The following is a 15,062-nucleotide window of genomic DNA, read 5'->3' as shown; positions in this document are numbered from 1 at the left end:
ATCAGCGGCCTGGCTGGACGTCGACCGCCGCCGCCGGGCGCGCGGCCGTGACCTACATCATCGCCTGGCTGACGAGTCCGTATAGCCCGCATGCCGGATCGGGCGCTCCGCCGTGTGCCGCGGCGGGCGCGTTGCGAACCATCTTCGAGCAGGTGTCCACCCGCTTCAATCCCTGCGTATCGAGCCAGTCCGGCAAGCTCGTTCCCGAAGGTACGTCGATGCGGACGAATTCGTTCTCCAAGCCGCTCAACCAATAGCCGATCAGCGCCCTCGCACGCGCGTCGCCGGTCGAACGCGGTGCGACCACCGGGCCGATCAGGTAACCGCGGCCGAAGCGGCGCAGCACCGAAAATCCGACGATTTCGCCGTCGCGCTCGAGCACGACGCTTTCCCCGCGCGTCAGCAAGGCCGACAAAAGCGCATCGCGCTCGAGGCCGGAAGCGCGCGCGTCCAGTTCGACGAGACAACGCAAATCGGCAGGCGTCCCGGCCCGCAGTCGCTCGCCATCGGGCAGTGCGACCGCGGCAGGCCGGCTCACGTTCCCTTGATACTGGTCCAGCGATCCGCACACGTGGAAACCGAGCTTTTCGTAGAGCGGCAGGCCAGCCGGCGTCGCATGCAGGAACGTGATGCGCGGCCCCAGTTCTTCGAGGAGCGTCTCCATCAGCTCGCGGCCGATACCCCGACCCTGGTGTGCGGACGACACGATGACGTGCCCGATGGACGCACGGTCCGCGCCGAACTTCCAGCACATCGCCGTACCGATGACCGCACCGCTCTCCTCGGCCGCGAACGCGATCGACGTGTCGGCGGAAAACTGCCAGTCTTCCAGCCTGAATGGCCAGCGAAGCGCCATGGAGAGCGCGTGGGCCGCGGGTATATCGGCCGCGGTGAACCTTCGATAGCGAAGCTCCGTCATCGAGCGAGAATCGTTCATCACGTGTTCCTGTTTCATCAAGCAATCCTTCCAAAGGGCACCATTCCGCAACCGGGCGCGAACGCCGGCGCGCCCCCGTCTCACCGGATGTTCGACGAGCCCGCATCGACGCCCGGGCGTTCGCGGCATACGCGTCGTACCGGCAAGTTCATGGAGTCGACTATAGGAAATAATGACTTCGTCATGCTTAACAACCCGTAAACCGGCTGTTAACGCGTCTTTAATGTTCAACCCACGCATTACCGTTCGATGCGGCTCGGCTACCGACTTGTTCGGCATCGAGCATACGTCCCCGGCGAACGCCTGTCGTGACTGCTTCGCATGCGCGATACGGGCACCGCGCCCTGATCGCGCGACGAATCCGCCGGGCACGATCGATCGAACCGCCGCGTCATACGGTCGCGAAGTAATGCTGCGCCAGCGCGACCCAATACCGGACGCCGGCCGGAATGATGTCGTCGTTGAAATCGTATTTCGGGTGATGCAGCGCCGGCGCGGCCGTTCCGGCCTGCGCATTGCCGATCAGCACATACGCGCCGGGCCGCTCCTCCAGCATGAAGCCGAAATCTTCGGACGTCATGTTCGGCGGCACGTCGCGGTTAAGGCGTTCGGCGCCGAACGTCTCGCGAATGACCGCTTCGCAGAGTGCGGTCTCGGCCGGCGTGTTGACCGTCGCGGGGTAGTACTGGAAAAACTCGACGTCGACTTGCGCGCCGTAGGCACGGGCCAGCCCCTCGCACATGAGCTGGACGTCGCGCTGCAACTTCTGCTGCAATGTCGACGACAGCGTGCGGATCGTCCCGCGCAACTCGGCGCTATCCGGAATGACATTGTCCGTCGTTCCCGCATGGAACATGCAGACGGAAATGACGGCGGGATCCACGGGATCCTTGTGCCGCGCGGCGATGGTCTGACACTGCAGCACCATCGAACACGCGAGCGGGACGGGGTCGATGCCCAGATGCGGCTGCGCCGCATGCGCGCCCTTGCCCGTTACCGTGATCCTGAATCGGCAGCCCGCGGCCATGATCGGGCCGGTACGCAACCCGAAATGCCCGGCAGGCAAACCCGGCCAGTTGTGCATGCCGAATACCGCCTCCGTCGGATAGCGCTCGAACAGCCCGTCGTCGATCATCTTGCGCGCGCCCGCGCCCCCCTCTTCTCCGGGCTGAAACACGAAATGAACCGTGCCCGGCAACTGCGGCAGTTCCTTCAGGATGCGCGCGGCCCCCAGCAACATCACGGTATGCCCGTCATGCCCGCACGCGTGCATGACCCCTTGGGCGCCCGATGCATGCGCAAAGTCGTTGGCTTCCTGGATCGGCAACGCATCCAGATCGGCACGCAGCACGATGCCGCGGCCCGGGTCCGCACCGGGCAGGCTCGCGACGACGCCCGTGCCTCCAAGCCCGCGCGACACCGCATAGCCGAGAGCTTCAAGCTCGCGGGCGACGACATCGGCCGTCCTGTGCTCTTCGAAGCGCAACTCGGGATGCGCATGCAGATCGCGGCGCAACGTCGCCCAGTGCGTGCAATGTGCTTTCAGCGACGCGTCGGGGATCACGGGGTTTTCCAATTTCGGCACCTTTACAAGGCAAGCGGATTCAAATCAGGACTGCCCGCCGCATCGCGCGCAGCAGCGGCTTCAATCATGGAAACCCAGGATCGACTTGATTTCCATGTACTCTTCCATGCCTTCGATCCCGTACTCGCGACCGTTCCCCGACTGCTTGTATCCGCCAAACGGAGCCTGCGGGTCCCATGCCGGATAGTTCAGATGCACCTGACCCGACCGGATGCGCGCAGCCACCGCGCGCACGTGTTCCTTGTCGGTGCCCTGCACATGTGCGCCAAGCCCGTAGACCGTGTCGTTCGCGATCGCGATGGCTTCGTCGACGGTGTCGTAAGGAAGGATCGCGAGAACCGGGCCGAAGATCTCCTGCTGCGCGATCGTCATGTCGGTGCGGACCTCGGAAAAGACGGTCGGCCGCGCATAAAAGCCTCGATCGAAACCCGCGGGCCGTCCGGGCCCGCCGGCGATGAGCTTCGCCCGTTCGTCGATGCCCGCATCGATCATCTGCCCGACGCGATCGAACTGCGCGCGATTGGCCAGCGGGCCGTGCGTCGTCGCTTCGGCGAACGGATCGCCGACGACCATCCGTTCCGTTGCCGCGACGGCCAGTTCCTCGACGCGGCCCAGAACGCCGCGCGGGACGATCAGACGGGTCGGCGCGCTGCACGACTGGCCCATGTTCCGGAACGCGGCGGCCACGCCCGGCGCGACGGCACGCGACAGGTCCGCATCGGGCAACACGATGTTCGGCGACTTGCCGCCCAGCTCCTGCGCGACGCGCTTGACGGTCGGCGCCGCCGCTTGCGCGACCAGTACGCCCGCACGCGTCGATCCCGTGATCGAAACCATGTCGACTTCCGGGTGCGACGCGAGCGCCGCGCCCACTTCCGTTCCGCTGCCGCTCACCAGGTTGAATACGCCCGCGGGCACGCCCGCATCGGCGATCACTTCCGCAAACAGCAACGCGCTGAGCGGCGACAGCTCGCTCGGTTTCAGGACCACCGTGCAGCCTGCCGCGAGCGCGGGGCCGACCTTCGCGGTGATTTGATAGATCGGCCAGTTCCACGGCGTGATCAGCGCGCACACGCCGATCGGCTCGCGCACGACCGCGGTCGTCCCCCGCCGCGTGACGAACGGGTAGCTCGCCAGGTTATCGCGCGCGACCCTGACATGTTCGGCCGCGAGCGGCACATGGGCGCCGCGCGCATAGCTGATCGGCGCGCCCATTTCCATCGCGAGCGCGGTGGCGAACAGGTCGGCACGCTCCAGTATCAGCGCATGAACGCGGTCGAGCAGCGCGGCGCGTTGCTGCGGCGACGTCGCGGCCCAGCGTTCGAAAGCATTGCGCGCGGCCCGCACCGCGCGGTCGGCGTCGCGTGCGTTGCCGAGCGGGATGTCGCACAGCGTGTCTTCGGTGGACGGGCAGACGACGGCGAACCGGTCGCCGCCGTCGGGCATGACCCAGTCTCCGTCGATGAAGAACCGGTCCAGCCTTCCGGCTTGCATCAGGTGACGCACAGGTGAATTCATTGCAGGGTGTCCTTGAGTCGGTACCACGCGCCCACGAACGGCAAAAACCATGGTTTGCCGAAGTGGCCGGGAATGGCGGGCCAGTCGAAGTTTTTCCACGGGTTGAGATCGGCTCGCCCGTCCATGATCTCCGCCATCAGCGTGCCCATCAGCGTGGCCATGTGCGTGCCGTGGCCGCTATAGCCCATCGAGTAGTAAACGCCTTGTCGCTGGCCCGCGCGCGGCAGGCGGTTGGCCGTCATGTCGACCATGCCGCCCCAGCAATAGTCGATGCGCACGCCGGCCAGCTCGGGGAACACGGCGGCCATCTGCCGTCGCAGGATCAGCCCGCTCTTTTCGTCCGAATGGGGATTCGACGCCGCGAAACGCGCACGCCCGCCGAACAGCATCCGGTTGTCGGGCGTGACGCGAAAGAAATTGACGAAGTTCTTCGTGTCGGTGACCATCCGGCGCGTCGGCAGCAATCGGTCCAGGAGCTCACGCGGCAACGGCTCGGTGACGATGATGAACGCGCCGACCGGCACGATCCTGCGCCGGATCCAGCCGAACGGCCCCACTTGCGAAATGCCGCTCGCGAGCAGCACCTGGCGCGCACGAATCTCGCCGAGCGGCGTATGCACCGCGTATGCGCCGCCCGCGTCCCGCTTCAAGCCGAGCACGGGCGCATGCTCCAGAATGTGCGCGCCGCGCGCTTGCGCGGCGTTCGCCAGACCGCGCACATAGCGGCCGACGTGCATCCCGGCGCTCTTCTCGAAGATCAACCCGCCGTGATAACGATTCGAGCCGATCTCGTCGCGCAGTTCCGCCTTCGTCACCACGCGCGTGTCGGGGTCCACGCTCGCGGCGAGCAGCGCCTGACTTCGCACCAGCTTGTCGTAGTGCTCCGGTTTCGCCGCGAGCTTGAGCTTGCCGCGACGCGCGAAATCGCAGTCGATCGACTCCTCGCTGACCAGCCGCTCGACCGTGTCGACACCCGCATCGAACGCGAGATACAACCGGTTGGCCAGTTCCGTGCCGATGCGCTGCGACAGTGACGCGTAATCCTGCGCGAAGCCGTTGTTGCACATGCCGCCGTTGCGTCCCGACGCCGCCTGCCCCACGGTGCCCGCTTCGCAGACGACGACGCGTGCGCCTTTTTTCGACAGCGCCAGCGCAGCCGCCGAGCCCGTGATCCCGCCGCCCACCACGACCACGTCGCAACTTCCGTCAGGCAGCTCCGGCGAGCTGCCCACGAATGGCTCGGACGTATCGAGCCAGTAGGAACTGAAACGCATCACACACTCCAAAGCTGACGTACCAGGCCGGAAAGCCGGCGGACATTCGCCGCACCGATCCCGCCGGTCGCTCGAACCGAACCGAAGCGCATCGTTCAAGCGCCGCCACCGCCTTCCGCGTCACGACCGTCAACTAGAAATCGGCGACCTTGCCCCACGCGGAATCGCCGAATCGGCTGGGCCGATACGGCAGCGGGTCCACGATCGGTTGCGCACCGGTGGCGAGATCCGCGATCAAGTGACCTGCGCCCGGGCCGATGCCGAAGCCGTGCCCGGAAAAGCCGGCGGCCAGAATCAAGCCCGGCAGGCCCGGCACTTCGCCGATACCCGGCACGCCGTCCGGCGTGCTGTCGACAAACCCGGCCCATGCGTGCGTGATCGTCGCTTCGCGAAGTTCGGGCAGCAGTTCGACGGCACGGCGGTACGTTTCGGTGACGGTCGGCATATCGGGCTTCGGATCGAGAATTCGCACCCTCTCCATCGGTGTCGGCGCATCGAGCCGCCACCGCTTCAGCGTTTCGTGGCCGCCGCGCATGCCTTCGAGGCCGCCCGGAAGAAGACTGCGCCAGCGCTTCGCGAACATCGGCACGAAATACGGCGCGAATCTCAGGAACTGCGGCGTCAGGTCCACGCGCGCGCGGCCGCTGATGGCCAGTGCGTAGCGTCCGTCGCTGCGGCGCGTAATGGACACGCCGGAGGTGTACAGCGCATCAGGCAAGCGCTGTTCGACCGGCGACACGCTCAGGATCGACTGGCGGATCGACGCCTGGGGAAACCGGATGCCGAGCTGGCGGCAGAACGACGACGCCCACGCGCCGCCGGCGAGCACGGCCGTCCTGGTCTTGATCACCCCGGCTTCCGTGACGACGCCGGAAACGCGCCCGCCCTCGAGTTCGATGCCGCGGGCCGCGCACTGCTGAATGACGCTGCCGCCGAGCTTCATCAGTGCAGCGGCCACGGCCGGCGCGGCCTTCGCAGGATCGGCGGTGCCGTCGGTCGGCGAAAAGACGCCGCCCTTCCACGAGCGCCCGGTGGGCTGCCCGCGCTCGCTCGCCTGCCGGCTGTCGAGCATGTAGGTCGTCACGCCCGCGGTCTTGGCGAACTCGCCCCAACTGGACCAACGCGACAATTCGGCTTCGTCATTGCTCAGATACAACAGCCCGCAACGATGAAAACCGGTGTCTTCGCCGGATTCGGCGGCAAATCGTTCCCAGAGATCGAGGCTCTTGCTTGCCATCGGCAGTTCGCGCTCGTCGCGGTTTTGCTGTCGGCACCAGCCCCAGTTGCGGCTCGACTGCTCCGCTCCGATCCTGCCCTTCTCGACCAGCGCGACCGACACCCCGCGCCGGGCCAGGTAGTAGGCGGTAAAGACGCCGATGATCCCGCCTCCGATCACGACGACGTCGGCCGCGGCCGGCAGCGTGGGCGAAGTTTGTATGTGCTGCAGTGGAGGTGACATGATCAATGTTGCTCGGTTGAAACCTGGACGTTTTGCACGACGTAGAACTTCGCCACGCGATCGCTGCTTTCCCACCCGACCGGTGCGCCCCGCGGTACGAAAAGCGCGTCGCCGGCGCCGAGCGACAGCACGCTGCCGTCAGGCGCGGCGAAGCGTACGCTGCCGGCCAGCAGTTGCATGAACTCGTTCACGCGATGCGGGCGAACGATCCGATGATACGGCGTCGAATCCCACGTACCCGCGCAGTAATCCGCGCCGTCGTCGACGAAGACGTTGTCGCTGCGGCATTGCGGAGCGGGACCGAGCAGCACGTCGGCCGGCAGCGATGCTGACGGCTTGAAGTCGGCGTCGGCGCGCAGCGCGAAGAGGCCGCGCTTCGTCGGGTTCGTGCAAGCCGCCGCGCAGAACATGAAAAGCACGGGCGATGCCGCGCTGACGCGAACCTTCGTGCCGCTGCCGATGACCACCCCCGCTTGCGGACCGAGCACCAACGGCTCCGCTCCGGGCACTTCGAGCGTCAGCTCGCCTGCCACGACGACGATGGTTTCAATGTGCGGAAAGCTCGGTACGTCGAGTTCGCCGACGAAGCCGATACGGCCCGCGGCCATCGAGTCGGGGCCTTCCCATGCAATCTCCCGATGTCGCCCGAAAGGGTCGTTCTCGCCGAACGGCTTCCTGCGGAAAACAGTCGACAAAGGCGTGCCGTCGGCACGGTGCAACACGAACGCTACGGTCATTTCTGCTCCTGCGCATGGCGCGACGATCTTGTTGAGTGTCCTGGGCGATCCCGGAAATCGTCGTTCTCGCGACTTCTCATCCGGCAACCGTCAGGAGTATTGATTTGTTCGATAACGTGTGTTCGTTGCGAAATAATTGAATCGCGCCGCTGGTGGTTCGTGCCTGCAATTATGCGGCGCAGGTCTTCCCGATTGATTAACCTCCAGCAAAGCGATCGTTAAGTACGGTTTAATGACCACGCCACGGCCGGCAGGCGTCTTCACCGGGCAAGCCAGGGCCGGTCGCAGCCGCGTGCCCGCGCTTGCGCTTACGCGGCGTGACAGGACGCGTCCCGGCGTTCGGCGCGCGTACGCATCGACGTGGTTCGCCCCGGCGCCCCACCCGAGCGCGCGCTCACGTAATCGCGCGGCGTAATCCCGAGCACCCGCCGGAAATGCCGGCACAGATGGCTCTGGTCGAAGAACCCGACCTCGGTCGCCACGACCGACGGCGCCACGCCGCCGCGCAGCAAGTCCTGCGCTTGCCGAACCCGTACCAGACACAGATACCGATGCGGCGACAGCCCGATTTCGCTGCGAAAACGCGCGGTGAAACGCGACACGCTCAACCCGGCCACCGCCGCGAGCGTATCGAGATTCAACGGCTGCGCGAACGACGCATCGATCGTGCGCAGCACGTCGTCGATGGCCGTCGATACGGGGCGCCCGACGCCGGCAGCGCGGAGCACCGCATTTTCGACCGGCTCGCGGAACAGATCGATCATGTTCTCCATCCTCATGCGGCCGCCTGCGCGGCAGTGGCCATTGCGACGCAGCGCACGATCGCGAACGGCTCGATCGGCGTGTCGGCCGCGCCGGTATCGATCAATTGCGCCATGGTGTCGCCGATGCCGGGTGCGAACCGGGAGCGATGTTCGCGGACCCCGAACGCACGATAGAGGCGACGGCCACGTCGGCGCGCCCTTCGGCGGGCCCTTCACGGCCGGCGCGACACGCGCGGCGAATATCCAGCCAGTACGATTCGGGTTTCATCGGATCCTTTCCAAGCCTTCCGGCGACGACGATCGGCGATCGCTCATTGAAAACCATTTAATCACCATCAAGAAGCGCAGTTGCCGCGTATTCGGGTACGGCGCACGCACAATCCACCGTTTTTCGCGACCGCCGCGGCAGCCTGTGCGGAAAGCCGATCGCCGGCGCACGCGAGCACGGAAAACGAACGGTGCGACACGCTACAGGCGCACCGGCTGCACCGGCGCGACGACCGCCGCCGGCTCCGCCTGGAAGCGCGTCAGGTCGTCCTCGCTGCGATGGCACAGTACCTGCGCGCCGTTGTCGAGGGTGCGCAGCACGGGTGCCGTTTGATTGCATACGCCGTCGATCCGCATCGGGCAGCGCGACAGGAACGGGCACAGCCCGGTGTTGTCCGCGCTCGCGCCGATCGGCACCAGCGGCCGGTGGCAACGCTCGGCCGCATCGTCGAGCCAGCCCGCGCGCAGTTCCGGCGCCGACGACACGAGCAGGTGCGAGTACGGGTGATAAGGCGGCGCGCACAGCGCGTCGCGGCTACCCGTCTCGACGCGGCGGCCCGCGTACAGCACGACGATGTCGTCGCTGATCGCGCGCACCTTGGCGATGTCGTGCGTGATGAACACGTACGACACGCCGAGTTTCGCCTGCAGTTCGCGCAGCAGGTCCATGATCGCGGCGCCGACCACGGTATCGAGCGCCGACGTCACTTCGTCGCACAGGATCAGGTCGGGCTCCGCCGCGAGCGCGCGAGCGAGGTTCACGCGCTGCTTCTGCCCGCCGGACAGCTCGCCGGTGCGCCGCCCCGCGACCGTCGGCGGCAGCCGCACGAGCTCGAGCAGCTCCGCGACGCGCTGCCTCGCACGCGCGCCCTTGACCCCGTGGTAGAACGCGAGCGGCCGCGCGAGCGTGCGCTCGACGGTATGCACCGGATTGAGCGCGGTATCGGCGTTCTGGAACACGATCTGCACGCGGCGGTGCTGCTCCTTCGTGCGCTTGCCGATATCGAGCGCGAGCGGCTCGCCGTCGAGCAGGATCTGCCCGCCGTTGGCCGGCACGAGGCCCGCGATCACCTTCGCGAGCGTCGTCTTGCCCGAGCCCGATTCGCCGATCACGCCGACCGTCTGCCCGCGCCCGATGCGCAGGTCCACTTCGTGCAGGATCACTTTCGCGGGCAGGCCCTTCGCGGTGCGGGCGCCGTATCCGGCGACCGCGCCGCGCACGTCGAGCAACGGCGCAGGCGCGGCGGCCGCGGGTTTCGCGTCGCGTTCGGCGCCGTTCGGCGTGACCGCCGCGATCAGGCTCTGCGTGTACGGGTGCGCGGGCGCATGCAGGATCTGTTCGGTATCGCCCGCCTCGCGGATCACGCCGTCGCTCAGCACGACGATCCGGTCGGCCATCTGCGCGACGACCGCGAGATCGTGCGACACGTATACCGCGCTCATGCCGTAGCGCCGGATCACGCTCTTGAACGCCTGCAGCACGTCGATCTGCGTGGTCACGTCGAGCGCCGTGGTCGGCTCGTCGAGGATCACCAGTTCCGGATCGGTGATCAGCGCCATCGCCGCCATCAGCCGCTGCAACTGGCCACCCGACACCTGGTGCGGATAGCGCTTGCCGATCGTTTCCGGCTCCGGCAGCGCGAGCGCGCGGAACAGCTCGACCGCCTTCGCCTGCGCGTCGCGCCTCGACATCGTCCGGTGAATCAGCGCGCTCTCGATCACCTGGTCGAGGATCGTGCGCGACGGGTTGAACGCGGCGGCCGCGCTCTGCGCGATGTACGCGACCTTGCGGCCGCGCAGCGCGGTCAGCGCCGGCGCGGACAGCGCGCATACGTCGGTGCCGGCGAGCTTCACCGAGCCGCCCGCGATCCGGCAGCCGGCGCGCGCATGGCCCATCAACGCCAGCGCGATCGTCGTCTTGCCGGAGCCGGACTCGCCGATCAGCGCGAGCACCTCGCCGCGCCGGATCTCGAAGTCGACGCCGTGGACGATCGTCGTTTCCGCGCCGCCCGGGCGGCCGCCGACGACACGCAGCCCGCTGACCTCGACGAGCGGAGTCGATTCATGTCGCATCAGTGTTCTCCCGCGGCGGCCGCCGCGCCCTTGCGGCGGCCGCGATGCGGCAGGCCGTCGATCAACAGGTTGACGCCCACCGTCAGGATCGCGATCGCGACCGCGGGCATGATCGCGACGGCCGAACCGTCGCCGAGGCTCGCGATGTTCTCGCGCACGAGCGAGCCGAGGTCCGCGTACGGCGGCTGCACGCCGAGCCCGAGAAAGCTCAGGCCGCTCAGCAGCAGCACGACGAACGTGAAGCGCAGCCCGGTATCGGCGAGCATCGGGTGGATCATGTTCGGCAGCATCTCGACGCACGCGATGTACAGCGCGCTCTCGCCGCGTGCCCGCGCCACCTGCACGAATTCGAGCGTGCTGATGTTCACGGCCAGCGCGCGCGCGATCCGGTAGGAGCCCGGCATGTAGCTGACCGCGGCGGTCAGGATCAGCAGCGGCAGCGACGAGCCGAACGCGGCGACGAACATCAGCGCGAACATCTTCGACGGAATCGACGTGAGCGCGTCGAGCAGCCGGCTCATCGTCTCGTCCACCGCGCGGCCCGACACCGTCGCGAGCAGCCCGAGCGTCGTGCCGGTCAGCGCGGCGAGCAGCACCGCGGCCAGCGCGAGCAGAACGGTCAGCCGCGTGCCGTACAGGATCCGGCTCAGCATGTCGCGGCCGAGGAAGTCGGAGCCGAACGGCAGCTTCGCGCTGAACGGCGCGAACACGTCCGGCGTCACGATCGAGCCGACGTCGTGCGGTGCGAGCAGCGGCGCGAACACCGCGACGAACAGCATCAGGCCGGCCATCGACAGGCCGATCCAGCCGCCGGTGGTCAGTGCCGGGCGCATCGCGCGGCGCTTGCGCGGCTGCTCGGGGGAAGGTGCGGCAGGCGGCGTGTCGCCCCACGACGGGCGCGGGTCGCCGGGCGGCGGCAGCGCGCTGCTGCGTTGTACGGGTTCGGTCGGGTGCATGTTCGGCATCTCGGGAGAAGGACGGGACGCTCAGGTCCGCAGTCGCGGGTTCGACACGATCGAACACAGGTCGGCGAACAGCACGAGCATCAGGTACGCGACGCAGAAGATCAGCGTGCACGCCTGGACCAGCGGGAAGTCGCGGTTGCCGACCGCATCGACCATCAGGCTGGCGAGGCCCGGATAGTTGAAGATCGTCTCGACGACGATCACGCCGCCGAGCAGATACGACAGGCTCAGTGCGACCGCATTGGCGATCGGCCCGATCGCGTTCGGCAGCGCATGGCGCAGCACGACGCGCGCGGGGCTCGCGCCCTTGAGCACGGCCATCTCGACATACGACGCGCTCAGTTGCTCGATCACCGCGGCGCGCGTCATCCGCGCCATCTGCGCGATCACGACCGCGCACAGCGTGAGCACCGGCATCGCATACGCGCGCAGGAAATCGTGGACGCTTTCGATCGGGCCGCTGTACGACAGCGCGGACAGCCAATGCAGCTTCACGGCCAGCACGAGCACGGCGACCGTCGCGATCAGGAATTCCGGCGTCGCGACGAGCGACAGCGTGCCGAGGCTGATCACGCGATCGACCACCGACTCGCGCTTGACCGCCGCGAGTATCCCGAGCAGCAGCGCGATCGGCACCGATACCGCGGTCGTGATCGCCGCGAGCGCGAGCGACTTCGGCAGGCGCCCGCCGATCATGTCCGACACCGGCATGTCGCCGGACAGCGAGCGGCCGAAATCGCCGTGCAGCAACCCGGTGAGCCAGTGCACGTAGCGCACGTGCGCCGGCATGTCGAGGCCGAACTGCTGGCGCAGCGCGGCGATCGTTTCCGGCGTCGCCGACTGGCCGAGCGCGGCCTGCGCGGCATCGCCCGGCAGCAGGTTCGTGATCGTGAAGATGATCGCGGACACGATCAGCAGCGTCAGCGCGGTGACCGCGATGCGCCGGCCGATCAGCCCGATGAGGATTCGGTTCATGCAGCGGCACTCCCGGAAAGGCCGCGCGCGGCCGGGGCGGTGGCCCGCACCGGCCGCGCGGCGGCGGCAGGCGACGGCGTCAGGCGTTCCACCATACGTGTTCGGCGAACATGCCGCCCATCATCGGGCCGGTCGGAATCGAGCCGAGGCCCGCGAGCCGCTTGTCGTACCCGTCGAGGAAACTGATGAACGCGGGAATGCCGACCCTGCCCTGCTGCGCGACGATCGCCTGCATTTCGCCGTACATCTGCTTGCGCTTCGCATCGTCGGTCTCCGAACGCGCGGCGAGCAGCAACTGGTCGAACTTCGCATTCTTCCAGCCCGACTCGTTCCACGGTGCGTCCGACTTGAAGAACTGCGTGAACAGCACGTCGGCGCTCGAACGCGGGTTGATGTTGCCGAAGCCGAGCGGATGCTTCATCCAGTGGTTCGACCAGTAGCCGTCGGGCGACACGCGGTTCACCTGCAGGTTCAGCCCGATCTTCTGGCCGGCCTGCTGCAGCAGCACGGCCATTTCGATCGACCCGTTCGCGTCGGACGTCGCATAGACCGGCGGCAGCGCGACGCCGAGCGCGCCCGCCTTGCGGAACAGGAACTTGGCCTTGTCCGGATCGTACGACCGTTGCGGCAGCGACGCGTTGAAGTAGCGATGGCCCGGCGGAATCGGCTGGTCGTTGCCGATCACCGCGTAGCCGCGAAACACGGCCGAACGGATCTGCTCGCGATCGAACAGGTACTTCATCCCTTCGACGAAATCGGGGTTCGCGGTCAGCGGGCTTTCGCTGCGCATGATGAGGTCGGTATAGAGCCCCGACTTGGTTTCCTTCAGCGCATAGCCGGGCGTCGACGCGACGCGCTGCGTCGAGCGCGGATCGATCGCGTTGACCAGGTGCACGTCGCCGGACAGCAGCGCGTTCAGGCGCGCGGCGCTGTCGCTGATGCCGATCAGCTCGATCTCGTCGAGATACGGCATCCCGGGCTTGAAGTAGCTGTCGTTGCGCACACCGACCGTCGACACGCCCGGCTTGAACGCCTTCAGCTTGTACGGGCCGCAGCCGATGCCGGTCGTGAAGTCGGTCGTGCCGTCCTTGACGATCACGAGTTGCGGCGTCGCGAGGATCACCGGCAGATCGGCGTTCGCGCTCGTGAGCGTCAGCGTGACTTCGTCCGGGCCGGTCGCCTTCGCGTCGGCGAACTGGTCGGCGAGCGGCTTGACCTTCGATGCGGTCGCCGCGTTCTTGTGGCGCATCAGCGAGAACACGACGTCGGCCGGCCCGACCGGTTTCCCGTCGTGGAACGTGACGCCCTTGCGCAGCTTGACGATCCAGGTCTTCGCATCGGTCGTCTGCAGCGACTCGGCGAGATTCATCTGCGGCGTCAGGCTCGCATCGAGCTGCGTGAGGCCGCTGTAGAACATGAAGAAGCGGATGTAGTCGGCGCCCGTCGAGCCCTTGGCCGGGTCGAGCGTATCGGCCGTCGAGCTGGATTCGTTGGCCACGCGGATCTTGCCGCCGCGCTTCGGCGCGGGCGCGGCGAACGCCGGCTGCGTCCCCATCAGCAGTCCGCCGGCGCCGGTGGCCATCATGCCGCCCGCCGCCATGATCCGCATCATGTCGCGGCGCGTGAAGCCGCGGTGATCACCGCCGTTGTCGATATCGTCGCTCATCCGAACTGCTCCTGACTGTGGAAAGTGGGTCCTGGGGTCCAGCGTGGTTCGTGGTTCCCGCCGCGCCCGCCTGCTGGTAGCGAGTGCAACGTCGTACGCATTGAGTTCATTTAAGCACCGCCAAAATGGCGGTTGTCGCGATTCAGGGCACCTGCACGACACGATTCGACCGTTTTGGGCCGTCCGCGCAGCATGAATTGCTGCGCGAGCGCGTGTGCCGCCGCCCCTTCCTGATCCATTCGCGACAGATGCGTGACAAACAAAATCGTAAAGCGACGGCCGCCGCAGATTGCACCGACAAAATTGCCCGTTCGGCATCCGAAACGCGTTCGACGGCCCCAAACCGCATGTTTTGCGTCGATTGCACGCTCGCGGGCCGGCGCGGGTCGAAACGAGCGAAATGCCCCGGGCGCCGGCCGCGCGCGCGTGCGACCGTGAGCCGCCCTCGCAGCCGCCGCGCCGGGGCGATTTCCCACCACCGCGAGGACACCCGCGCATGAAAGTTCAGAAGATTTCCCGCTGCTTCGACACCGACTTGCCCGAAGACCGGGGCACGGCCGGATTGCCCGGCACCGGGCGCGCCCGCGTGTCGAGGCGGCAGGTCGTGATCCCGGGCAGCGAGGCGTTCGACACCGGCGTGTTCGAATGCACGCCGGGCACTTACCGGCGCGGAGTGAAGGAAGCGGAGGTGATGCATTTCCCCGCCGGAGCCGGCACGTTCGCGCCGGATGGCGAGGAAGCGATCGAGTTCGGCGCGGGCGACACGCTGTTCTTCGCCGCGAACACCGAAGGGCTGTGGGACGTGCGCGAGACGATGCGCAAGATGTATGTGATCTTCTGAC

12 protein-coding genes are annotated in these 15,062 nt (G+C 67.3%); 1 reads left to right on the top strand and 11 read right to left on the bottom strand.

Going from position 1 to position 15,062, the window contains the following annotated elements:
• Positions 1 to 52 precede the first annotated feature (52 nt).
• The 11 genes from ACPUER_RS15880 to ACPUER_RS15830 all read right to left on the bottom strand — a co-directional run bounded on the left by ACPUER_RS15880 (position 53) and on the right by ACPUER_RS15830 (position 14,220).
• Positions 53 to 955, bottom strand: coding sequence for a GNAT family N-acetyltransferase (locus tag ACPUER_RS15880; RefSeq protein ID WP_425131553.1), 903 nt, complete (start codon positions 953 to 955; stop codon positions 53 to 55).
• A gap of 373 nt (positions 956 to 1,328) precedes the next feature.
• A complete protein-coding gene (locus tag ACPUER_RS15875) occupies positions 1,329 to 2,513 on the bottom strand; it encodes a M20 aminoacylase family protein (RefSeq protein ID WP_425131552.1) in 1,185 nt (394 codons plus the stop codon).
• A 69-nt stretch (positions 2,514 to 2,582) separates the two neighbouring features.
• The gene (locus ACPUER_RS15870; RefSeq protein WP_425131551.1) at positions 2,583 to 4,040 is read right to left on the bottom strand and encodes an aldehyde dehydrogenase family protein; all 1,458 of its coding nucleotides are present in this window, start codon (positions 4,038 to 4,040) and stop codon (positions 2,583 to 2,585) included.
• On the bottom strand, positions 4,037 to 5,314 hold the full coding sequence (locus tag ACPUER_RS15865; protein ID WP_425131550.1) for an NAD(P)/FAD-dependent oxidoreductase: 1,278 nt from the start codon (positions 5,312 to 5,314) through the stop codon (positions 4,037 to 4,039). The genes ACPUER_RS15870 and ACPUER_RS15865 overlap by 4 nt, the downstream gene beginning before the upstream one ends.
• A gap of 133 nt (positions 5,315 to 5,447) precedes the next feature.
• Entirely contained in the window at positions 5,448 to 6,773 is a 1,326-nt protein-coding gene (locus ACPUER_RS15860) for an NAD(P)/FAD-dependent oxidoreductase (RefSeq protein ID WP_425131564.1), read from the bottom strand.
• Between the two features lie 2 nt (positions 6,774 to 6,775).
• Positions 6,776 to 7,510, bottom strand: a complete 735-nt coding sequence (locus tag ACPUER_RS15855) for a cupin domain-containing protein (RefSeq protein ID WP_425131563.1) — start codon at positions 7,508 to 7,510, stop codon at positions 6,776 to 6,778.
• 308 nt (positions 7,511 to 7,818) lie between these two features.
• Positions 7,819 to 8,274 (bottom strand): helix-turn-helix domain-containing protein, encoded by a 456-nt coding sequence (locus tag ACPUER_RS15850; protein WP_425131549.1) that lies wholly within the window; start codon positions 8,272 to 8,274, stop codon positions 7,819 to 7,821.
• Positions 8,275 to 8,742: 468 nt separating this feature from the next.
• A complete protein-coding gene (locus tag ACPUER_RS15845; RefSeq protein ID WP_425131548.1) occupies positions 8,743 to 10,614 on the bottom strand; it encodes an ABC transporter ATP-binding protein in 1,872 nt (623 codons plus the stop codon).
• Positions 10,614 to 11,570, bottom strand: coding sequence for an ABC transporter permease (locus tag ACPUER_RS15840; RefSeq protein ID WP_072440664.1), 957 nt, complete (start codon positions 11,568 to 11,570; stop codon positions 10,614 to 10,616). The genes ACPUER_RS15845 and ACPUER_RS15840 overlap by 1 nt, the downstream gene beginning before the upstream one ends.
• 30 nt (positions 11,571 to 11,600) lie before the next feature.
• On the bottom strand, positions 11,601 to 12,554 hold the full coding sequence (locus tag ACPUER_RS15835; protein WP_425131547.1) for an ABC transporter permease: 954 nt from the start codon (positions 12,552 to 12,554) through the stop codon (positions 11,601 to 11,603).
• Positions 12,555 to 12,633: 79 nt separating this feature from the next.
• Complete coding sequence (locus tag ACPUER_RS15830) at positions 12,634 to 14,220, bottom strand: ABC transporter substrate-binding protein (RefSeq protein ID WP_175963444.1); 1,587 nt, start codon at positions 14,218 to 14,220, stop codon at positions 12,634 to 12,636.
• Positions 14,221 to 14,716: 496 nt separating this feature from the next.
• Here ACPUER_RS15830 and ACPUER_RS15825 point away from each other — a divergent pair, with 496 nt between their 5' ends.
• A complete protein-coding gene (locus tag ACPUER_RS15825; RefSeq protein WP_425131546.1) occupies positions 14,717 to 15,061 on the top strand; it encodes a cupin domain-containing protein in 345 nt (114 codons plus the stop codon).
• Position 15,062: the final 1 nt, after the last annotated feature.

It is taken from the genome of Burkholderia sp. DN3021 (genome assembly GCF_049805555.1).
Lineage (GTDB): Bacteria > Pseudomonadota > Gammaproteobacteria > Burkholderiales > Burkholderiaceae > Burkholderia > Burkholderia pyrrocinia_C.
The sequence above is the reverse complement of the archived record's forward strand: the minus strand, read 5'-3'. Positions and strand labels throughout refer to the sequence as shown.